A 20,485-nucleotide genomic window follows, 5' to 3' on the forward strand; every position below is an offset into this window, starting at 1 on the left:
CGGCGCTGCTTATCCTGAAACCGTGAGCCTGTATGCCCCGAAAAGCCCGCCATTCGACGCGGGCCAGTCCCTTGCCGGGCTGGCCGGGTTGGATGCGCGCGCCCGCGACATATTTCGCCGCATCGTCGAATCCTATTTGGAGACGGGCGAGCCGGTCGGGTCCAAGACCCTGTCCTTGGGCGGGGTGGCTCTGTCGCCCGCCTCGATCCGCAACACCATGCAGGACCTGACGCTGGCGGGTCTGCTGGCCGCGCCTCATACCTCGGCTGGACGCATCCCCACCCATGCGGGCCTGCGCCTGTTCGTCGACGGCCTTTTGGAAGTCGGGGACCTGACGGCGGAAGAGCGGCGCGAGATCGACGGCCGGCTTGCGGGACGCGGCCGCAACTTCGAATCCGCCCTGGACGAGGCGTCGAACCTGTTGTCCGGCCTGGCCGGCGGGGCGGGCGTCGTCTCCAGCCCCGTGCGCGACGCCGGGGTCAAACATGTCGAGTTCGTGGCTCTGGGCGGCGATCAGGCGCTGGCGGTCATCGTCGCCGACGACGGCACTGTGGAGAACCGGATCATGACCCTGTCGGCGGGCGTCACGCCGTCGACCCTGACCGAGGCGTCCAACTTCCTGAACGCCCGCCTGCGCGGCCGGCCCTTCGCCGACGCCAAGCGCGAGATGACGCAGGAGCTTCAGGTCGCGCGCCGCGAACTGGACCAGACCGCCGCCCGCCTGGTCGAGGACGGCCTGGCCGCCTGGTCCGGGGGACCGGACCGCGAACGCGCCCTGATCGTGCGCGGCCGCGCCAACCTGCTGCAAGACCGCGACGGGCTGGCGGACCTGGAGCGGGTGCGCGTCCTGTTCGACGATCTGGAGCAGAAGGAGCAGTTGATCGGCCTGCTGGACGGGGTGGATGCGGCCCAAGGCGTGCGCATCTTCATCGGGGCCGAAACACGCTTGTTTTCACTTTCGGGTTCCGCCGTGATCGCGGCGCCCTATATGAGCGGCCGACAGCGGGTCCTGGGCGCCATCGGCGTCATCGGCCCCGCGCGACTGAACTACGCCCGTGTCATCCCGTTGGTGGACTATACCGCCCGGGTGCTGGGCCGGATGCTGGACGGGAACGAGACGTGAGCGACAAGCCCCTAAACGACGACATCAACGCTCTGGACGCCGAGGCGGCCGAGGCCAACGCCGAACACGGGCTAGACGCCCATCCGGCGGACGACCTGGCCCCGCTGGACGCCGTGATCGCCGAACGCGACGAATGGAAAGACCGCGCCCTGCGCGTCGCCGCCGATATGGAGAATCTGAAGCGTCGCGCGGAAACGCAGCAGAACGACGCCCGCGCCTTCGCCATTCAGCGCTTCGCCAAGGACCTTTTGGGCGTGTCCGACAATCTGGAACGCGCCCTGACGGCCGCACCCAAGGACGCCGAAGGCGCCACCGCCGGTCTGGTCACGGGGCTGGAGCTGACCCAGAAGGCCTTGCTGCAGGCGTTCGAAGCCAACGGCCTGAAGCGCGTGGCGCCGGGACCGGGCGAGGCCTTCAATCCGCATCTGCACCAGGCCATGATGGAACAGCCGTCGGACGCCGTGCCCGGCGGCACGGTGATCCAGACCATGCAGTCCGGCTTCGAACTGTTCGGTCGCACCGTGCGCCCCGCCATGGTGATTGTCGCCGCCAAGGGATCTGGCGGCCAAGGCCCCAACCCTTACGGCGCCGCACACGCGGCGGACGGCCAGACCTTCGACGGCAAGGCCTGATCCAGGCGCGACAGGCGGCGTCGGTCAGAACCGGCGCCGCCATCCTCCGATCAGGGCGAACTCCGGCGCGGCGTCGGCGACGTGGCGCGGCTCGCGGCTGGCGACAGCCTGAAGCGTCACGCTGGAGCCGCCCCACAGATAGCGTTCCCCGCCTAAGATGAAGTCGATCTGGCGGCCGCTGGGCGCCGCCGAGAAGCTGCGTCGCGAATAGGTCAGCGGATCGAAATAATCCGCCGGCACATCGGCGAGATAGGCCGAGAAGCGGCCGTTTTCGATCCTGAGCGGTTGGGCCAGGGTGAAGCTGATCCGGTCGCACAGGGCCGAACAGCCGGTCAGCAGCCCCAACCGCCAGTTCGAACTGATCGCCGCCCGGTCCATCGACAGGAACCGCCCCTCGATCCGGGTCGAGCCAAGCCCGGCCTCTCCGATCAGGCGCAGGCCCGACGTCAGGGTCCAGTCGCCGCCTAGCGCATAGAAGGCCGTGCGCGACGGCAGGGCGAAGTCCGATCCGCCTGGCAGGAAGGCGCCCAAGGGCCCTAACCGTTCGTCCAGGGCGCCGACGCTGAACGACAGGCCGCCATCCGCGCCACGCTAGCCGACGGAGACCCGATTATAGGTCGAGGCGTCCTGCTCGACCCGGCGCAACGGCATTCGTCGATCCCCGCCTCCGCTTTCGGCGGAAAAGGTCAGCGACCCGAACCGCATCGCCCCGCGCATGGCGTGGTCGGCCTGGGCCAGGGCGGCGAAGCCGTCGCCCGCCGTCCCGCCAAATGGCGAAACCGCCCCGCCCCGGCCCTGCCAGGCGGAGAAGTTCAGACGCCCGGTTTCCAGGTTCAGCATCGCCTCCTGCCGCACCTCGTCGCCCATCCACGGCGCGTTATAGAGGTCGTGGCGGGGGGCGACGAGCTCGGGCGCGGGGGCGGGCTGGGCCGCGATCAGGTTCAACCGGCCGCCGCCCGGCAAGGCCAGGCCGATGGTCGCCGTCTGGCTTTGTTCGAACGGCGCCGGCTGATAGGAGCGGCTGGGCGCCGTGGGATAGGCCCCGCCAAGCTGGACGGCGAACATCCGGTCATAGGCGTCGAACACCACGGTGTTCAGCGCATCTTGTCGGCTGAAGGCGTCGCCGAACGCGCCGCCGATGAAGCTGCCGGGTTCGGTGGATGTGTTGACGGCCCCGCCGTTCGCCATGGGGGTTGAGGTCGTTCCCACCGGTCGGAAGGCGCCGGCGAGATCCAGCAGGCCGCGCCCATAGACGATGTCGGTTCCCGGATCGCCGGCGTCCCGCGCCGTATCGAACAGGATGGCCAGCGCCTGACGCGCCGTTAGGTTGGGAAAGGCCTGCATCAGCAGGGCCAGAGCGCCCGACACGTGGGGGGCCGAAAACGACGTCCCATTGATCCGCCAGCACGACGAGCCGTCGCATCCCGTTATGACATCCTCGCCCGGCGCCGAAAGATAAGCGGTCGCGGTGTCCCCGGCGCGGTTGGAGAAGCTGGACATCACATCAGCGGCGTTGTGAGAACCCACCGCGACGACCGCGCCCGCGAAACGGGGATCGACCGCGTATCGCGCCGGCCAGCCGGGGTTGGATTCGGCCTCATTGCCCGACGAGGCCACGATCACGGCCCCCGAGTTGACGGCCCGCAACAGGGCCGCCTCGAAGGTCGAGCCGAGCCGCCCGTCGCCGCCCAACGACATGTTGATGATCTTGACGCGCTGGGAGACCGCATAGTCCAGCGCCTTCGCCAGATCGGAACTGGTGAAGCAGAAGTCCTCGTCCAAATCCTGGCAATCCGAAATATCGGCGCGGATCGACAGGATCGTCGACTGGTAGGCCACCCCGATCGTGCCCATGCCGTTGAAGTTCGAAGCGATCACCCCCGCAACCAGGGTGCCGTGCCGGTCCTCGCCTCGCGGCGTATTGCGCATGCCGACGATGTCGGCCGACAGCGAGGAGATACGCTCCTGCAAATCGGGCTGTTCATGCTGAATGCCCGTGTCCACCACCGCGACGGTGATCCCTGCGCCCGTGGCGCCGGCCTGCCAGGCCGCCTGGGCCCTGACATTGGCCAGACTGTAGCTGCGGAGATATTCGCTGGATGACACCGATGGCGGCGGTGGAGGAGGCGGGGGCGGTGGGGGTGGCGGAGGAGGTGGCGGGGTGATCGTGCCCCCGCCTCCGCTCCCTCCGCCGCCACCACCGCCGCCGCCGCAGGCGGCCAGCGGCAGGACCATCAGGCCCACGCTCAAGATCATCGCCGCTCCGCGTCGCAATCCGACCATCGCACGCCGCTCCCCAAGGCCGCCCTCCGCAGCCCGTCGTTCACTAACGCCCTAATTCTTTAACGCCTTATCGAAGATCGCCAGCAGTTTGGACCAGCCGTCGCGCGCGTCCGCCTCGGCGTAGCTGGCGCGATAGTCGGCGTGGAAGCCGTGAGGCGCGTCGGGATAGACCACGATCCGGCTGCCTGTCTCGCCGGCGCGCGCCAGGGCTTGGCGCATCCGCTCCACGCTGTCCAAGGGGATGCCCTGATCCTGACCGCCATAAAGGCCCAGCACCGGCGCCTTCAGGTCGTCGGCCAGATCAACCGGCCACGGCTGGCCCGCCGAGACCTGGGCCGGGGTCGCGTCCGGCGCAGGCGCCAGCCGTCCGTACCAGGCCACGCCCGCGCCGATGGCGCTGAACCGGGCCGCCGCCTGCCACACCACCTTGCCGCCCCAGCAGAAGCCGGTGACGCCCACCTTGCCGTCCCTGGCCCAGCCCTGGCGGCTGGCCCATTCCAGCGTCTCCGACAGGTCGCCCATCACCTGCTCGTAACCGGCCGCCCCCACGATCTGCATGATCCGCTGCATGTCCGACAGCGGCGCCGGATCCTCGACCCGGTTGAAGAAGGCGGGCGCGATGGCGGCGTAGCCCTGCTTGGCCAGCCGGCGGCAGATGTCGCGGATGTAGTCGTGAACGCCGAAGATCTCCGACACCACAACGACCACCGGGAACGGCCCGTCGCCTTGCGGCCGCGCGACATAGGCGGGCAGATCGAATCCGTCCGGCGCGCCATAGGTCACGGTTTCGGTGGTCAGGCCCGCCGCATCGGTCGTGATCGGCTTGGCCTCCCTGGCTAGGGCCGCCACAGCGTAGCCGGAGAACAGCAAGCCCCCCAGCGCCCCAAGGCTTCGTCGGCTGAGCTTCAGATCGTCGACGGTCTGGCCCTCGGGACGGATCAGGGTGGTCATCGCACGCTCCGGAAAGGGGGAGCGGTCAGAGCATCACGCCCCTTCGTCGGCGTCCAGTCACGAACGCGAGGCTGCCGGTCGTGCGAAGAAGGGCGCTCAAGCCGCGAGCGACAGCGCCCTTTCCCGCCCAGAAGTCAGTGCCTGAAGACCCGCACGCCGGTGAAGGCCATGGCAACGCCCTTTTCGTCGGCGGCGGCGATCACCTCGGCGTCACGCATCGAGCCGCCCGGCTGGATCACCGCCGTGGCGCCCGCCGCGACCGCTTCCAGCAGGCCGTCGGCGAACGGGAAGAAGGCTTCGGACGCGCAGGCCGAGCCTTCGGCCAGCGAATGGGCCAGCCCCTTGGCCTCGCCCGCTTCCTTGGCGCGAATGGCGGCGATACGCGCGCTGTCGCGACGGTTCATCTGGCCGGCGCCGATGCCCGCCGTCTGGCCGTCCTTGGCGTAGACGATGGCGTTGGACTTGACGTGTTTGGCCACGGTGAAGGCGAACAGCATGTCCTGAATCTCGGTCGGCGTCGGCTGGCGGCGCGTGACGATCTTCAGGTCCGACGGCTTGATCAGGCTGCGGTCGCGCGACTGGACCAGGAAGCCCCCGGCGACCGAGCGGAACACCTCGCCCGGGCCGTGCGGGTCGGGCAGGCCGTCGGTGATCAGAAGGCGCAGGTTCTTCTTGGCCGCGAAGACGGCCTTGGCCGCGTCGTCGGCGCCGGGGGCGATGACGACCTCGGTGAAGACGCTCGTTATGGCCTCAGCATCTGCGCCGTTCAGCGGGCGGTTGACCGCGATCACCCCGCCAAAGGCCGAAACCGCATCGCATTCCAGCGCACGGGCGTAGGCCTCGGACAGGTCCTTGCCGACCGCCACGCCGCAGGGGTTGGCGTGTTTGACGATAACGACCGCGGGCTGTTCGAACTCGGCGACCAGTTCATAGGCGGCGTCGGCGTCGGCGATGTTGTTGTAGCCCAGCTCCTTGCCCTGCACCTGTTCGGCGTAGGCCACGCCCGGACGGCGCTCGCCCGTGCGATAGAAGGCGCCGGTCTGGTGCGGGTTCTCGCCATAGCGCAGCGTTTGGGCCAGCGAACCGGCGATGGACTTGCGGGCCGGGGCGGCGTCCTCGATCTGACCGGCGAACCAGCCGGAGACGGCGGCGTCATAGGCGGCGGTGCGGGCGAAGGCGCGCGCGGCCAGACGTTTGCGCAGGGCCAGGTCGGTCGAGCCCTCGACCTTCAGCGCCTCCAGGATCAGGGCGATGCTTTCGCCGTCCACCGCCACCGCGACATGGCCGTGGTTCTTGGAGCCCGAGCGGATCATGGCCGGGCCGCCGATGTCGATGTTCTCGATCGCCGCCTCGAAGCCGCCGCCCTGTTCCACCGTCTTCTCGAACGGATAGAGGTCGATCCAGACGATATCGATGGCGCCGATGCCGTGGGTCGTCATGGCCTCGGCGTGGGTCGGGGCGTTTCTAACGCCCAGCAGGCCGCCGTGAACGACGGGGTGCAGAGTCTTGACCCGGCCGTCCATCATCTCGGGGAAGCCGGTCAGATCGGCCACGTCCTTGACCGGCAGGCCCAGCTTCTCGATGGCGGCCTTGGTGCCGCCGGTCGAGACCAGTTCGACGCCCAGATCGTGCAGGGCGCGGGCCGCATCCTCCAGCCCGGCCTTGTCGGACAGGGAGATCAGGGCGCGTTGCGGCTTCACCTGATCGGGCGCGGGCGGAAAGTCGGGAGCGGCGGGCATGGGGCGGCGTCCGTGGAAGGCTGGGGAGGATGGCGCGCCCTCTAGCACCGCTGGCCCCATGCGTCATCCAGGACCTCACATCAGAACGGATCGACGACTTCGGGCCGCTTGGGATTGTGCAGATAGTTCAGTCTTCCGTCGGCCCCGAAGTTGGCTCCGATCACATAGCGGGTGATAGCCAAGCCTCGCAGCCGCTGATACTCCCATCGAACGACCCTCAGACCGTCCGGCCGCAGATAGTCGAAACTCGGCTCGCCGAGGGCGGCGATGGCTTCCGCGGGCGTCGTCTGGCCAATGACGAACTTCTCGCTGCGGTCGCGGTCGAAAACCTGACCACGTGTGGCGCAAGACGAGATCATTATCGACGCCGCCAAAAGCACGCCGATCCTGATCCCGGCGCGTGTCACGCCGGATCGCCGCTCGCGCCGGCGGGACTCAGTTTCCAGCGGATCTTGGTTTCGCTGTCGGTGCGAGCCGAGCCACGCACCACGATCTGCAGGCTGCGTCGCGTCAGTCCGGCGTCGATGTGGACGCTGGGTTCGATGGCCACGTCGGGGCCGTCGGTCCTGAACCACCAGCCCCGGCCCGAGGCGCCGCGCAGCAGGATCGAGCGGCGGTCGCGCGCCAGCGAGGCCTGCACCCCCGGCTCCAGATGGAAGCGGATGGCGTAGGGGGCCGCGATCTGGCGCACCATCTCCTTGCGGCCCGGCGTCGGGAACAGCCGCTCCTCGGCGCGCAGTTCGTCGAGCCGCTGGTCCAGATAAAGCCGACGCTGATGATTGAGGCCGAACAGCTCGGTCCAACCGTCGTGCTCCATCTCCAGCCAGACGGCGCCGTCGCCTTCGCGACGGTCGGCCGTGACGTGGATCGGCGGGCCGACAAGCCGGGGACCCAACAGGTCGCCCTTCCATCCGCCCAGCGGCTCGTTCAACGACCGCTCGCCCAGGGTCAGGGTCGAATGGGCCGGGGTCAGGCGCAGGGCCTGGCGGTCGGTGGCGGCCGGGGTCCAGCCCGAGCCGGTGAACAACCGATCTCTGCCGCAGGCGATCTCCAGCGCCAAAGGTTGGGCGCAGGCCGCTGCGCCCCAGGCGCCATGCGCCGGCGCAGCCGTGTCGGCGACCACCGTCAACAGCGGGCTGGCGATGCGTGTCAGGCCGGCGACCTTTCCGACGGACAGGGCCTCGGCATCCTCGTCATGGGCGCGAGCGGCGGCGACCCGTTCGGCGTTGGAGGCGCCCCCGCCCTGGAAGCTGGCCAGCCGGCCGTCGGGCAGGGTCAGGACGCGCAATCCCTTAGTCAGGCGGGCGATGGCGGCGGAAACGCCTTCGGGCGTCGGCTCGGATAGCTGCGACAGGGCGTCGTCCAGCGTCAGCAGGTCCAGCAACAGCTCCAACCCGGCCTCGGGGCTGCGCGAGGCATGGCCGCCGTCGTCCTGGACCGTGGTCCTGAGCGCGCCGTCCAACGACGCCAGGGCGCGACGACGCAAGCCCTGCCCCGCCGGCCCGGCCAAGACGCAGCCGCCTATGGCCGCCGCCGTCAGCCGCTCCGCCCGGCTGGCCAGTCCGCCCGGCGGACGCAGCAGTTGTCGGGTCTGGCGCGCCAGACTGTCAGCCAGGGCCAGCCGTTCCGTCTCGGTCGCGACCGCCCCCATCCGCCGCGCCGCGCAGGCCAGATTGACGACCCGGCGCGCCAGGATTTCCGGCCCCCAGGCGAAGGGCGACCAGCGAGCGAAAGCGTTGGCCCAGGCCAGGGTCAGGCGCAGGGCCTCGCGCGCGCCGCGATCCCCTTGGGCCATCAGGGCCGGCAGCCAGGCGAAGGCGTGCAGTTCGACCGCGAACGGCCGGGACGGGCTGGGCCGATTCCACGGATCGCCCGACGCCTCCACCTCCATGGCGGCGCCAGCCAGCATGAACCGCCCGGCCAGCACATTGCGGCCCGGCGCGGGGTCGTGCGGGCGGAAGTCGCGCGGCGTGGCGGCGAAGGCGCTGACCTTGCGCCCCCTCAGCGTCAGCCCATAGCCCGGCAGGCCGTAAAGCTCGATCCACAGTTGGCGCGTCGCCAACCGCCCGGCGATGGCGGGCCACAGGCCGGGGCCGGCCGTCGTGTCGCCGGCGCGCACCGGCGTCCTGACGGGCGCGCCGGGCAGACCCGGAATCTGGCCGGACGCCACATCCAGACCGGCGTCCTGACCGCGCGGGGCGAAGGGACCGAGCGGGCTCATGCGCGTTCCGGCGCGGCCTTCAGGGCGGCGATATTGGCCGCATAGTCGCCCTTGAACACGAATGAGCCTGCGACCAGGGCGTCGGCCCCGGCGGCGACACAGGCCCCTGCGTTGGCCGAGGTGACGCCCCCGTCCACCTGCAGATGCGCCGACGATCCGGCCCGATCCAGAATGGCGCGCGCCCCGGCGATCTTGCGCAGCGAACTGTCGATGAATTTCTGTCCGCCGAAGCCCGGATTGACCGACATGATCAGCACCAGATCGACCAGATCAACCACCTCTTCCAAGATCGACAGCGGCGTCGCCGGATTGAACACCACCCCGGCCTTGGCCCCCAACTGACGGATGCGGCCCAGGGTGCGGTGCAGATGCGGCCCGCTTTCGGGGTGAACCGTCAGGATATCGGCCCCGGCGTCGCGAAACGCCTCCAGCCATGGATCGACCGGCGCGACCATCAGGTGCACGTCGAACGGCAGGCTCGTATGCGGCCGGATCGCCTTCACGATGTCCGGCCCCAGGGTGATGTTGGGCACGAAATGCCCGTCCATCACATCCACATGAATCCAGTCGGCGCCCGCCGCCTCCAGCGCACGGACTTCTTCGCCCAACCGCGAAAAGTCGCTGGCGAGGATGGACGGACAGATCAGGGGGGTAACGGCCATGGCCCTCGGGATAGGACGGGTTGCGGGCGGGAGCAAGGCGTCGCCGCTCAGGAAACCCGCTCGAGCCTGGCCGCAAAGAAGCCGTCAAGGCCGCCCTTTTCCGCCCACATGGAAGGCAGGATGCGAAGCCAGCCTTCGGGGGTCAGGGCCTCGGGCGGGGCGCCGAGGGCGGCGGGGTCCGCAGGTGTGGTGCGGAAGGCGGGGTTGCGGCGCAGGAAGGCGATGATCTGGGTCTCGCCCTCCTCGCGCTCCAGCGAGCAGGTGCAATAGACCAGTCGACCGCCCGGCTTGACCCGCGCGGCGGCTGCGTCGAGCAGGCGGTGCTGGACGTCGGCCAGTTTGGCGATCTCGGCCGGACGGGTGGCGCGCAGGACTTCGGGGTTGCGACGGAAGGTGCCGGTGGCGGTGCAGGGGGCATCCAGCAGAACCGCGTCGAAGGTGCGGACGTCCGCCCAGTCCTCGGCCGGGACGGCGACGACCTCAGCGGTCAGGCCGGTGCGCTCCAGGTTTTGCTTCAGGCGCTTCAGGCGGGCGGCCGAGCGGTCAAGCGCCACGACCGAGGCGCCGGCGGCGGCCAGTTGCAGGGTCTTGCCGCCCGGCGCGGCGCACATGTCCAGCGCGGTTTCGCCCGCCTTCACGTCCAGCAGGCGGGCGGGCGCCGCCGCGGCGGCGTCCTGAACCCACCAGTCGCCGTCGTCGAAGCCGGGCCAGGTCGCCACATCGCCGCGACGGCCGGTGCGGACCGTGCCGCCGGCCAGGGCTTCGCCGTCCACTGCGGCGGCGACAGCGGCGGGATCGACGCCGGGTTTCAGGCTGAGGTCGGTCGCCGGCTCCTCGCGGGCGGCCAGCGCCAGCCCGACCAGGGCCGTCTCCCCATAGGCCGCCTTCCAGCGCGCCGCGATCCAGTCGGGCAGATTGCTCTCGGCGGTCGTCAGGCCGGGGCCGTCGCGGCCGACGCCGCGCAGCACCGCATTGACCAGATTCTTGTAGGGCCGAGTCTTCGGATCGCGTTCGGCCAGTTTCACGGCCGTCGAGACGGCGGCGAAGGCGGGGGTCTCCAGCACCAGGGTCTGGGCCAGGGCGATGCGCATCAGGGTGCGCACCGCCTCGGGCGGCGACTTCTGCAAACGGCGATCCAGGATCTGGTCGATCTCGCCCAGGCGGCGCAGGGCGGCCATGGCCACGGCGCGGGCGAAGGCGCGGTCCACCGGCGCCAGGGCGCGGGCGGGCGGCTGGGACAGGGCCTCGTCCAGGCCGTTGCGTTTCTCCAGCGCCGCGTTCAGCAGGATGCCGGCGACGACGCGGGCCTCGACGCCGATGTCGTCCTGCGACGGCGCGGCGGCGTCCGCCGTCGAGGCGAGGCGGGGCTTGCCCTTTGTCGCCATGCGACGTCCGCGCGCTTCTGAATTCTGGCCCGGCCTCATACCGCCACCTGCGCGCCCAGTTCGACCACGCGGCCGGGCGGTATGTGGAAGAAGTCGGTCGGATTGGCGGCGTTGCGCATCAGGAAGATGAACAGCCGATCCTGCCACAACGGCATGCCCTGACGCGCCGAGGGGATCAGCGAGCGCCGACCCAGGAAGAAGCTGGTCGACATGATATCGAACTTCAGCCCCTTCTTGCGGCACAGACCCAGGGCGCGCGGCACATTGGGCGTCTCCATGAAGCCATAGGTCACGGTGACCTTCTTGAAGTCGTCGTTGATCGGCTCCATCCGCACACGGTCGGCCTCCTTGACGCGCGGTCGTTCGGAGGTGCGCACCGTCAGGATCACGTTCTTCTCGTGCAGCACCTTGTTGTGCTTGAGATTGTGCATCAGCGCGACGGGAGCGACGTCCGGGTCCGAGGTCAGGAAGATGGCCATGCCGGGCGCACGATGCGGGGGGCGGGCCTGCAGCATCTCGATCAGGTCGGTCAGGGGCAGGCTGTCCTTGCGCGTCTTGGCCGTCAGAATCTGGGTGCCGCGGACCCAGGTCCACATGACCACGACCAGAAGGGCGCCCAGCACCAGCGGCATCCAGGCGCCGTCGGGGATCTTCAGCAGGTTGGAGGTCAGGAAGACGCTGTCGATGAAGGCGAACGGGATCAGGGTTCCGGCCACCGCCCACATCGGCCACTTCCAGCCCTTGCGGATGACGGAATAGGCCATCAGCGTATTGACCAGCATGGTGCCGGTCACCGCGACGCCATAGGCGGCCGTCAGATTATGCGAGCTCTGGAACACCACCAGCAGCACCAGAACCCCGACCATCAGGAAGGTGTTGACCGCCGGCACGAAGATCTGGCCGGCCTGGGTCTCGGAGGTGTTCTTGATGTCGATGCGGGGCAGAAGACCCAGCTGCACCGCCTGTTGCGTCACCGAGAAGGCGCCGGTGATGACGGCCTGGGACGCGATGACCGTGGCGGCGGTCGCCAGGATCAGCATGGGCCAATAGGCGACCTGGGGCACCATGTTCCAGAACGGATTCTGAGCGGCGGCGGGATTGTCCAGAATCAGGGCCCCCTGGCCCAGATAGTTCAGCGTCAGGCAGGGCAGGACAAAGGCCAGCCAGCCCATGCGGATCGGCGCCTTTCCGAAGTGTCCCATGTCCGCATAAAGAGCCTCGGCCCCCGTCACCGCCAGAAAAACGCTGCCCAGAATGATGAAGCCCAGGAAGCCGTCATGCAGCAGCAGGCTGACGCCGTAATAGGGCGACAGGGCGCGCAGGATGGTGATGTCGTCGAAGATGTGGACCAGACCCAGGGCCCCAAGGCTGAGGAACCAGACCGCCGTGATCGGCCCGAAATATTTGGCCAGTCGGGCCGTGCCGCGCGACTGGACCAGGAACAGGGCGATCAGGATGCCGGCCGAGATCGGCACGATGAAGGGGTCCAGCTTGCCCGACAGGCCCGGCGCGTCCTGCAGCCCCTCGACCGCCGACAGCACCGAAATGGCCGGCGTGATGATGCCGTCGCCATAGAACAGCGCCGCGCCGCAGACGCCCAGGATGAAGATCCACGCGCTGCGCCGACCGACCGCGAACTGGGCCAGGGCCATCAGGGACAGGGTGCCGCCCTCGCCCTTGTTGTCCGCGCGCATCAGGAAGAAGACGTATTTGAACGTCACCACGACCATCAGCGCCCAGAACGCCAGCGACACGACGCCGACGATGGCCAGGTCGCCGCCGACGCCGCGCTGGGCGTGGCCGATGGCTTCACGAAGCGCGTAAAGCGGGCTCGTGCCGATGTCGCCGAACACCACGCCGATCGCGCCTAGCGTCAGCGCCCACATCCCGCCGTGCTTGGCGATTTGACCGCCCGGAACATGGGATTCCGGGCCCGTGGCGGGGGTGGACGTTTCCGGCGTGTGCGACGCGGGCGAGGGAGCGCTCGCGTCGTGGGGAGTATCCCCGGCCATTGGTATCCTCCGGGGCGCCGACGCCCTGTCGGTCCCTTCAAAGCGGCGAGCCTTTAGGCTCATTCCGCGCGGTCTTCAATCGCGCCCGGCAGGATTCGGTTTCGCCGTTCCGCGACCGATTTGTGATTCGAGGCGCGAGCGCCTATTTTCACCCCAGGAACAAAACCATGTCAGACAGCCAGCGCTTCCCCGTCGCCGCCCACGCCTTGGCCTATATGGCCCACAAGGGCGCCTATGGGCCTGCGCAGGCCGCCCCCAGCGGCGTGCTGGCCTCGTCCATTCCGACCAATCCCGTCGTGGTGCGCCGCGTGACCGCCCTGTTGGCCAAGGCCGGGCTGATCGCCACCCGGCCGGGCGCCACTGGCGGTTCCTGGCTGCTGCGCCAGCCCGAGGACATCCGCCTGGACGAGGTGCTGAAGGCGGTGAACGGCTGCGCCCACATCGGCTCGCCGCCCGCCGGGGCCAAGGGCTGCCCGATCAGCGAACACATCCCGCGCCAGGTGGCCAAGGCCCTGACCGCCGCCGACGAGGCCGCGACCGAGGCCCTGTCCAAGATCACCATCGCCGATCTGCTGGCCGAGAATCCTGCGTCGCTGGCGGCGTTTGCGCCCCACACGTCCTGCCCCGTCGCGGCCTGACCGTGCTGTGAGCGGCGCCGTTCTGATCACCGGCGCCTCGGCCGGCATCGGCGCGGCCCTGGCGCGGGTCTATGCGGCCGAAGGCTGGAACCTGATCCTGACCGCGCGTCGCGAGGCGCCGCTGCTGGCCCTGGCGGATGAACTGACCACCGCCCACGGCGTCGCCGCGACCGTGATCCCCGAAGACCTGTCCGATCCCGCAGCCCCAGAACGCCTCGTCGGGGCCATCGCCGCACTCGGCCTCACCGTCGACGGCCTGGTCAACAATGCGGGCTTCAGCCGCGTCACCGGCTTTATGGACACGGACCTAGGCGCCCACCGCGCCATGATCCAGGTCATGCTGGGCGCGCCGGTCGAACTGTCGCGCCTGCTGCTGCCCGCCATGATCCAACGCGGCTTCGGTCGGGTGCTGAACGTGGCCTCCCTGGCTGGCCAGATGCCGGCGACCGGCGGCGACACCCTGTATGGTCCGATCAAGAGCTTCCTGATCAAGGCGTCTCAGGGGCTTCATCTGGAAACGCGGGGGACCGGCGTCCACATCACGGTGCTGAACCCCGGTTACACCCTGACCGAGTTCCACGACGTCAACGGATCGCGCGAACAGGTCTCGACCGCCTATCCGCCCTGGATGTGGATGGACGCCGCCCGCGTCGCCCGCATCGGATATGACGCCTGCGAGGCCAACCGTCCCAGCGTCACTCCCGGCGTCATGAACAACGTCATGGCCGGACTGGCCCGCTTCCTGCCCGATGGCCTGGCGCTCCGCATGGTGGCGAACCACGCGAAGCGGCTGGACCGAATCTGATCAGATGTGGATGGCGTGCCCGAGGGCGCGCAGGCTGGCCTCGTGGAAGGCCTCGCCCAGCGTCGGGTGGACGTGAATCGTCCCGGCCACATCCTCCAGCACCGCGCCCATCTCCAGCATCTGGGCGAAGCTGTTGGACAGTTCCGACACGTGCTGACCCACCGCCTGGATGCCCAGAATGCGATGATCGCGCTTGTTGGCGATGACCCGGACGAACCCGCCGTCCTCGCCCGCCTCGATGGCCAGAGCGCGGCCGATGGCGGCGAACGGGAAGACGGACTGGATCACATCGTCGCGGCCCGCGACCTCGTTCGGCCCCAGACCGGCCGAGACGATTTCCGGCTCGGTGAAACAGACGGCGGCGATGGTGACGGGATCGAAGATGCGGTCGTGACCGGCGATGATTTCGGCGACCACCTCCCCCTGGGCCGAGCCCTTGTGCGCCAGCATGGGTTCGCCGGTCAGGTCGCCGACCGCCCAGACGTTCTTCATGCTGGTGGCGCAGCGCTGGTCGATCTTCACGAACGGACCGCTCATGGCCACGCCCATGTTCTCCAGCCCCCAACCCCGGGTGCGGGGCTTGCGGCCCACGGTGACCAGCACCTTGTCGGCGTCCATTTGCAGCGGTTCGCCGTCCTTGGTCGTGACGTTCAGCCTGCCATTGCCGAAGCCGCCTGCGCGGGCGCCGAGGTGGAGTTCGACGCCGTGGCTAGTCAGCCATTTGGAGACGGGATCGGTCAGGGCCTTGTCGTAGAGGGGAAGGATGCGGTCGGCCATTTCGACGATGGCCACCTGGGCGCCCAGCTTCCTAAAGGCGATGCCCAGCTCAAGCCCGATATAGCCGCCGCCGACCACGACCAGCTTCTTGGGAACCTCGGGCAGGCTCAGCGCCTCGGTCGAGGAGATGACGTCGCCGCCGAAGGGAAGGAAGGGCAGTTCGACCGGCTCTGAACCGGTGGCCAGGATGACGTGTTCGGCGGTGATCTTCACATCGCCGTCGTCGGTTTTAACCACGCAGGTCTTGGCGTCCTCGAAGTTCGCCCAGCCCTTGATGACCTTGACCTTGGCCTTCTTCAGCAGAGCCGCGACGCCGGCGTTCAGCTTACGGACGATCCCGTCCTTCCACTCGACCGTCTGTTTAAGGTCGATGGCGGGCGCCGCCGCCGTAATGCCCAGCGTCCCGCCGTCCGCCGCCTTGGCCACCGTCTCGAACTTGCCCGCCGCATGGATGATGGCCTTGGACGGAATACAGCCGACGTTCAGGCAGGTGCCACCCAATCCATCGCCTCCGTCGACCAGGACAGTGTCCAGACCCAACTGGCCGCAACGGATGCCCGCGACATAGCCGCCGGTGCCCGCGCCGATGATCAGGACTTTGGTTTTCAGGGTCTGGGTCATGATATCCGGTCAGTGTCGATCAGCGCGAGATCGCGCCAAACTGTAAATTTGACGCCCGCGAATGCTGTCCCTCCGCGCAACCTCAACAATTTCGATTCGCCACCAAGAATGCCGTCTAGCCACAACGATAACGGGCTGCTCAGGCAAAATTCGCGACGCGCCATCCAGCGAGTATGTCGGTTCTCGTCCGCAACTTGTCTCGTAGCGTGGAGACGTTCTTGCATAAAATGGCGCCCGACCACCTCGAACTGTGAGCTCTCCACGGATCGCGTAACGGTCTCTCGTAAGGCCGCCAGAACTCCACAATCTTCCGAAGTAGATCAGGTTTGCATCATCGATCATCGCATTGTCGCGCTCTTGCTGCAGTTGCGCCATGTCGCCGCTGGGCATCGCCACAATGGTGCAAGCGTAGGCTGGGCCCGCGACGAACACCGCTAAGAACGCCAGAGCGACGATACGCACCGGACTCACCCCATCCACAAGGTCGCCGGGTTTTCCAGCAGCCCCTTGATCCGCTGGACGAAGACCGCCGCATCATGCCCATCGACGATCCGGTGATCGAACGACGACGACAGATTCATCATCTTGCGAACGACCATCTGACCATCCTTGACCACGACCCGTTCGGCGATCTTGTTGGGGCCGACGATGGCGACTTCGGGGTGGTTGATGATCGGGGTGTGGACCACCCCGCCCAACGTGCCCAGAGAGGTGATGGTGATGGTCGAACCCGACAGCTCCTCGCGCTTGGCCGTGCCGTCCTTGGCCGCGCCCGACACACGCGCGATCTCCAGCGCCGTATCGTAGGGGTCGCGCGCCTCGGCGTGACGGACCACCGACACCATCAGGCCGTTCGGCGTCTGGGCGGCGATGCCCAGATGGACCGGGGCGTGCTGGGTCAGGACCCCGGCCTCGTCGTCATAGGTGGCGTTGATCTGGGGCTGGTCGCGCAGGGCGACCACGATGGCGCGGGCGATGAACGGCAGGACATTCAGCTTGGGCTGGTCCTTCTTCTTCGTCGCGTTCAGGTGGACGCGCAGCTCCTCCACCGCCGTCATGTCGATTTCCTCGACATAGGTGATGTGGGGAATGCGACGCACGCTCTCGGCCATCTTCTCCGCGATCTTGCGGCGCAGGCCGATGATGCGGACCTCGGTGGACCCTTCGGCCCGGGCGTAGGTCGAGCCGTTGGCGGCCGGGGTTGAGGCCGGGACCGATCCGCCCCCGGCGATGAAGCCGTCCAGATCCTCGTGGGTGATCCGTCCCGCCGGGCCGGAGCCGGGGACGAAGGTCAGGTCCACGCCCAGATCGCGCGCGCGGTTGCGCACGGCGGGCGAGGCGGACGGGCGTTCGCCGGGCGCGCGGCCGGTCAGGGCCGGGACAGGCTTGGCGGACGACGCTGTTGCCGCGCCCGCGACCTTGGCGACCGGTGCGGGAGCGGACGCGTCCGTCTTGGGTGCGGCGGGGGAGGTCGTGACGCTGGCGGGAGCAGAGGCGACATTGCCCCGGCCCTCGACGTTGAACGACACCAGCGGGCCGCCGACGGGCACCTGCTGACCCGCTTCGCCATGCAGGGCGGCGACGGTTCCGGCGACGGGCGAGGTGATCTCCACCGTCGCCTTGTCGGTCATGATGTCGGCGATGATCTGGTCTTCTTCGACCGCGTCGCCGACCTTGACGTGCCAGCCGACCAGCTCCGCCTCGGCCGTGCCTTCACCCACGTCCGGCAGTTTGAAGACGTAGTTGCCGCCAGCCGCCGAGACGGGCGGCGGAGCGACAGGCGCTGTCTTGGTTGCGGGCTGGGATGCAGGCTGGGGCGCAGGCTGGGGCGCAGCTTCGGCTGCGGGTTTCGGCGCAGGGGCTGCGGCGGGGACGTCGTCGGCATTGCCCGCCCCCTCGACCTCGAACTCGACCAGAGGGCCGCGCACGGGGATCATCTGGCCCGGCTCGCCGTGCAGGGCGATGACCTTGCCCGAGACCGGAGCGGTGATCTCGACGGTGGCCTTGTCGGTCATGACGTCGGCGACGATCTGGTCCTCGGCGACCGTATCGCCGACCTTGACGTGCCAGCCGACCAGTTCGGCCTCGGCGGTGCCTTCGCCCACGTCGGGCAGTTTGAAGACGAAACGACCCATCTCAGCGGCCTCCCGACATGACGGCTTTCAGGGCGTCGGCCACGCGCTGCGGGCCGGGGAAATATTCCCATTCGAAGGCGTGGGGATAGGGCGTGTCCCAGCCGGTGACGCGCGTGATCGGCGCCTCCAGGTGATAGAAGCAGCGCTCCTGCACCAGGGCCGACAGTTCGCCGCCGAAGCCCGAGGTCTTGGGCGCCTCGTGCACGATGACGCAGCGGCCAGTCTTCTTCACCGAGGCTTCGATGGTCTCGATGTCCAGCGGAACCAGGGTGCGCAGGTCGATGACCTCGGCGTCCACGCCCGCGTGTTCGGCGCCGGCCAGGGCGACCCAGACCATGGTGCCATAGGCCAGAATGGTGACGTCGGCGCCTTCGCGCATGATGCGGGCCTTGCCGATGGGCTCGACATGTTTTCCGGTCGGGACCTGGGCCAGGTCTTGCGTCTTCCAAGGCGAGACCGGCTTCTCGTGCCAGCCGTCGAACGGGCCGTTGTAGAGGCGCTTCGGCTCGAAGAAGACGACCGGATCGTCGTCCTCAATAGCCGCCGTCAGCAGGCCCTTGGCGTCGTAGGGGTTGGACGGAATGACGACCTTCAGCCCCGCGATATGGGTGAACAGGCTTTCCGGCGACTGGCTGTGGGTCTGGCCGCCGAAGATGCCGCCGCCATAGGGGCTGCGGATCGTGATCGGCGAGGTGAACTGACCGCCCGAGCGGTAGCGCATCTTGGCCGCCTCGGAGACGATCTGGTCATAGGCCGGATAGATGTAGTCGGCGAACTGGATCTCCACGACCGGACGCAACCCATAGGCGCCCATGCCGATGGCGGCGGCGACGATGCCGCATTCCGAGATCGGGGCGTCGAAGCTGCGGGTCAGGCCGTGCTTCTGCTGCAGCTTGTCGGTGACGCGGAAGACGCCGCCGAAATAGCCCGCGTCCTCGCCGAACGACAGGACATGGGCGTCCTCGGCCATCTTGACGTCGATGGCCGAATTCAGGGCCTGGATCATGTTCATCGGCTGGACGCCGGACCCTGTCGCCTGCGAGGCCGGGGATGCGTTCTGATCGACCATGTCGGGTTCGACGCCGTCGTTGCGGTCGGCCTCGGTGAAGGTGGTTTGCTCAGCCATGGTCAGACCCCCACCTCGCGGCGCTGTTCGATCAGCCGCCAGTCTTCGGTCGCATAGACCTCTTCGAACATCGTCTTCACGCTGGGACGCGACTGGCCCAGGGTGCCGATAGCCTCGGAGTCCTTGCCGGCGGCTCGGACCTGTTCGACGGCGTCTTTCAGGGCTTCGGCGTGTTGCGCGTCGTCCCACTCGCCGATGACGGTCAGGTGCTGGCGCAGACGCTCAAGCGGATCGCCCAACGGCCATTTCTCATGCTCGTCGCCGGGGCGATAGCGGCTGGGATCGTCAGAGGTCGAGTGTGGGGCGCCGCGATAGGTGAACAGCTCGATCACCGTCGCCCCCTGGTTGGTGCGGGCGCGCTCCTCGGCCCACTGGGTCGCGGCCCAGACGGCCAGGAAGTCGTTGCCGTCCACCCGCAGGGCCGGAAGACCATAGCCGATGGCCTTGGAGGCGAAGGTGGTCTCAAGACCGCCAGCGATGCCCATGAAGGACGAAATGGCCCACTGGTTATTGACCACGTTCAGGATGACCGGCGCGCGATAGACGGCGGCGAAGGTCAGAGCGTTGTGGAAGTCGCCTTCCGCCGTGGCGCCGTCGCCGATCCAGCTGATGGCGATCTTGTCGTCGCCCTTGTAGGCGCTGGCCATGGCCCAGCCGACCGCCTGCGGCACCTGGGTGCCCAGATTGCCCGAGATGGTGAAGAAGCCGTAGTCCTTGGCTGAATACATGATCGGCAGCTGGCGGCCTTTGATCGGGTCCGCCGCGTTCGAATAGATCTGGTTCATCATCTCGACCAGCGGATAGCCGCGCGCGATCAGAAGCCCCTGCTGGCGATAGGTGGGAAAGCCCATGTCCTCGCGGCTGAGCAGCATCCCCTGGGCCACCGCGATCGCCTCTTCGCCCGTGCACTTCATATAGAAGCTGGTCTTGCCCTGACGGTGGGCGCGGTGCATCCGGTCGTCGAAGGCGCGGGTCAGGATCATGGCCTTCAGGCCGCGACGCAGCGTCTCGGGGTCCAGGCGCGGGTTCCAGGCGCCGACGGCATTGCCCTCGTCGTCCAGCACCCGAATCAGGCGGAAGGCGAGATCGCGCATCTGATAGGGCGTCGAACCGACGTCGGGTCGATCCACCGCGCCGGCGGGGTCGATCTGCAGATGGCCGAAGTCGGGCGCATCGCCGGGACGGCCGGACGGTTCCGGCACGCGCAGCGACAGGGGCTGGCTGTTCTTTTGGTTCATTTTGTCGTTCATGCGGGCGTCCATGTCCGTTCGGGGGTCCGTCCGTGTTTCCTCTGGACGTTTGATAACACGGCCCCTAAGCAGGCGCTCGCTCAAATTGACCTTGCTAAATCCCGATTTCGGGTATTTTATTTCGC

17 protein-coding genes are annotated in these 20,485 nt (G+C 68.4%); 4 read left to right on the forward strand and 13 right to left on the reverse strand.

The features are described from left to right. The first annotated feature begins 28 nt into the window (after positions 1-28). Entirely contained in the window at positions 29-1,123 is a 1,095-nt protein-coding gene (hrcA, locus tag KZX42_RS11480; protein ID WP_248119498.1) for a heat-inducible transcriptional repressor HrcA, read from the forward strand. After that, positions 1,120-1,755, forward strand: a complete 636-nt coding sequence (grpE, locus tag KZX42_RS11485) for a nucleotide exchange factor GrpE (protein WP_248119465.1) — start codon at positions 1,120-1,122, stop codon at positions 1,753-1,755. Before hrcA ends, grpE begins: the two co-directional genes overlap by 4 nt. A gap of 24 nt (positions 1,756-1,779) precedes the next feature. On the opposite strand, the gene KZX42_RS11490 is transcribed toward grpE, so the two are convergent. The 9 genes from KZX42_RS11490 to KZX42_RS11530 all read right to left on the reverse strand — a co-directional run bounded on the left by KZX42_RS11490 (position 1,780) and on the right by KZX42_RS11530 (position 13,008). Continuing rightward, positions 1,780-2,286: a hypothetical protein gene (locus tag KZX42_RS11490; RefSeq protein ID WP_248119466.1), complete on the reverse strand. Its 507-nt coding sequence runs from the start codon at positions 2,284-2,286 to the stop codon at positions 1,780-1,782. 60 nt (positions 2,287-2,346) lie between these two features. After that, on the reverse strand, positions 2,347-3,861 hold the full coding sequence (locus tag KZX42_RS11495) for a S8 family peptidase (RefSeq protein ID WP_248119467.1): 1,515 nt from the start codon (positions 3,859-3,861) through the stop codon (positions 2,347-2,349). Positions 3,862-4,089: 228 nt separating this feature from the next. Next, positions 4,090-4,989 carry a dienelactone hydrolase family protein gene (locus tag KZX42_RS11500; protein ID WP_248119468.1) on the reverse strand — a complete coding sequence of 300 codons (900 nt, stop codon included), beginning with the start codon at positions 4,987-4,989 and terminating at the stop codon, positions 4,090-4,092. Between the two features lie 134 nt (positions 4,990-5,123). Continuing rightward, complete coding sequence (gene purH, locus KZX42_RS11505; RefSeq protein WP_248119469.1) at positions 5,124-6,728, reverse strand: bifunctional phosphoribosylaminoimidazolecarboxamide formyltransferase/IMP cyclohydrolase; 1,605 nt, start codon at positions 6,726-6,728, stop codon at positions 5,124-5,126. Positions 6,729-6,808: 80 nt separating this feature from the next. Beyond that, positions 6,809-7,087, reverse strand: coding sequence for a hypothetical protein (locus KZX42_RS11510; RefSeq protein ID WP_248119470.1), 279 nt, complete (start codon positions 7,085-7,087; stop codon positions 6,809-6,811). Positions 7,088-7,131: 44 nt separating this feature from the next. Beyond that, positions 7,132-8,949 carry a heparinase II/III family protein gene (locus KZX42_RS11515; RefSeq protein ID WP_248119471.1) on the reverse strand — a complete coding sequence of 606 codons (1,818 nt, stop codon included), beginning with the start codon at positions 8,947-8,949 and terminating at the stop codon, positions 7,132-7,134. Further along, complete coding sequence (gene rpe, locus KZX42_RS11520; protein ID WP_248119472.1) at positions 8,946-9,611, reverse strand: ribulose-phosphate 3-epimerase; 666 nt, start codon at positions 9,609-9,611, stop codon at positions 8,946-8,948. The genes KZX42_RS11515 and rpe overlap by 4 nt, the downstream gene beginning before the upstream one ends. A gap of 47 nt (positions 9,612-9,658) precedes the next feature. Then, positions 9,659-10,996 carry an RsmB/NOP family class I SAM-dependent RNA methyltransferase gene (locus KZX42_RS11525; protein WP_248119473.1) on the reverse strand — a complete coding sequence of 446 codons (1,338 nt, stop codon included), beginning with the start codon at positions 10,994-10,996 and terminating at the stop codon, positions 9,659-9,661. Between the two features lie 35 nt (positions 10,997-11,031). After that, complete coding sequence (locus KZX42_RS11530) at positions 11,032-13,008, reverse strand: potassium transporter Kup (RefSeq protein ID WP_248119474.1); 1,977 nt, start codon at positions 13,006-13,008, stop codon at positions 11,032-11,034. Positions 13,009-13,175: 167 nt separating this feature from the next. On the opposite strand from KZX42_RS11530, the gene KZX42_RS11535 reads away from it, so the two are divergent. Together KZX42_RS11535 and KZX42_RS11540 are read left to right on the forward strand one after the other, a co-directional pair. Further along, on the forward strand, positions 13,176-13,646 hold the full coding sequence (locus KZX42_RS11535) for an Rrf2 family transcriptional regulator (RefSeq protein ID WP_248119475.1): 471 nt from the start codon (positions 13,176-13,178) through the stop codon (positions 13,644-13,646). A 7-nt stretch (positions 13,647-13,653) separates the two neighbouring features. Next, positions 13,654-14,451: an SDR family oxidoreductase gene (locus KZX42_RS11540; RefSeq protein WP_248119476.1), complete on the forward strand. Its 798-nt coding sequence runs from the start codon at positions 13,654-13,656 to the stop codon at positions 14,449-14,451. Here the strand turns inward: KZX42_RS11540 and lpdA are convergent, their stop codons facing one another. The 4 genes from lpdA to KZX42_RS11560 all read right to left on the reverse strand — a co-directional run bounded on the left by lpdA (position 14,452) and on the right by KZX42_RS11560 (position 20,360). Further along, positions 14,452-15,849 (reverse strand): dihydrolipoyl dehydrogenase, encoded by a 1,398-nt coding sequence (gene lpdA, locus KZX42_RS11545; RefSeq protein ID WP_248119477.1) that lies wholly within the window; start codon positions 15,847-15,849, stop codon positions 14,452-14,454. It abuts the gene before it with no gap. Positions 15,850-16,316: 467 nt separating this feature from the next. Next, positions 16,317-17,984: a 2-oxo acid dehydrogenase subunit E2 gene (locus tag KZX42_RS11550; protein ID WP_248119478.1), complete on the reverse strand. Its 1,668-nt coding sequence runs from the start codon at positions 17,982-17,984 to the stop codon at positions 16,317-16,319. A gap of 1 nt (position 17,985) precedes the next feature. Next, positions 17,986-19,053, reverse strand: a complete 1,068-nt coding sequence (locus KZX42_RS11555) for an alpha-ketoacid dehydrogenase subunit beta (protein ID WP_348983628.1) — start codon at positions 19,051-19,053, stop codon at positions 17,986-17,988. A gap of 59 nt (positions 19,054-19,112) precedes the next feature. Further along, positions 19,113-20,360 (reverse strand): 3-methyl-2-oxobutanoate dehydrogenase (2-methylpropanoyl-transferring) subunit alpha, encoded by a 1,248-nt coding sequence (locus tag KZX42_RS11560; RefSeq protein ID WP_248119480.1) that lies wholly within the window; start codon positions 20,358-20,360, stop codon positions 19,113-19,115. Between the last annotated feature and the right edge of the window lie 125 nt (positions 20,361-20,485).

The organism is Brevundimonas sp. EYE_349 (genome assembly GCF_023147505.1).
GTDB lineage: Bacteria > Pseudomonadota > Alphaproteobacteria > Caulobacterales > Caulobacteraceae > Brevundimonas.

What these genes read in the sequence shown, in the direction of transcription:
- rpe (WP_248119472.1), bottom strand. Translation starts at nt 9,611, where the DNA reads ATGGCCGTTACCCCCCTGATCTGTCCGTCCATCCTCGCCAGCGACTTT.
- KZX42_RS11525 (WP_248119473.1), bottom strand. Translation starts at nt 10,996, where the DNA reads ATGGCGACAAAGGGCAAGCCCCGCCTCGCCTCGACGGCGGACGCCGCC.
- purH (WP_248119469.1), bottom strand. Translation starts at nt 6,728, where the DNA reads ATGCCCGCCGCTCCCGACTTTCCGCCCGCGCCCGATCAGGTGAAGCCG.
- KZX42_RS11515 (WP_248119471.1), bottom strand. Translation starts at nt 8,949, where the DNA reads ATGAGCCCGCTCGGTCCCTTCGCCCCGCGCGGTCAGGACGCCGGTCTG.
- KZX42_RS11550 (WP_248119478.1), bottom strand. Translation starts at nt 17,984, where the DNA reads ATGGGTCGTTTCGTCTTCAAACTGCCCGACGTGGGCGAAGGCACCGCC.
- KZX42_RS11560 (WP_248119480.1), bottom strand. Translation starts at nt 20,360, where the DNA reads ATGAACGACAAAATGAACCAAAAGAACAGCCAGCCCCTGTCGCTGCGC.
- KZX42_RS11510 (WP_248119470.1), bottom strand. Translation starts at nt 7,087, where the DNA reads ATGATCTCGTCTTGCGCCACACGTGGTCAGGTTTTCGACCGCGACCGC.
- KZX42_RS11555 (WP_348983628.1), bottom strand. Translation starts at nt 19,053, where the DNA reads ATGGTCGATCAGAACGCATCCCCGGCCTCGCAGGCGACAGGGTCCGGC.
- lpdA (WP_248119477.1), bottom strand. Translation starts at nt 15,849, where the DNA reads ATGACCCAGACCCTGAAAACCAAAGTCCTGATCATCGGCGCGGGCACC.
- KZX42_RS11530 (WP_248119474.1), bottom strand. Translation starts at nt 13,008, where the DNA reads ATGGCCGGGGATACTCCCCACGACGCGAGCGCTCCCTCGCCCGCGTCG.
- KZX42_RS11535 (WP_248119475.1), top strand. Translation starts at nt 13,176, where the DNA reads ATGTCAGACAGCCAGCGCTTCCCCGTCGCCGCCCACGCCTTGGCCTAT.
- KZX42_RS11500 (WP_248119468.1), bottom strand. Translation starts at nt 4,989, where the DNA reads ATGACCACCCTGATCCGTCCCGAGGGCCAGACCGTCGACGATCTGAAG.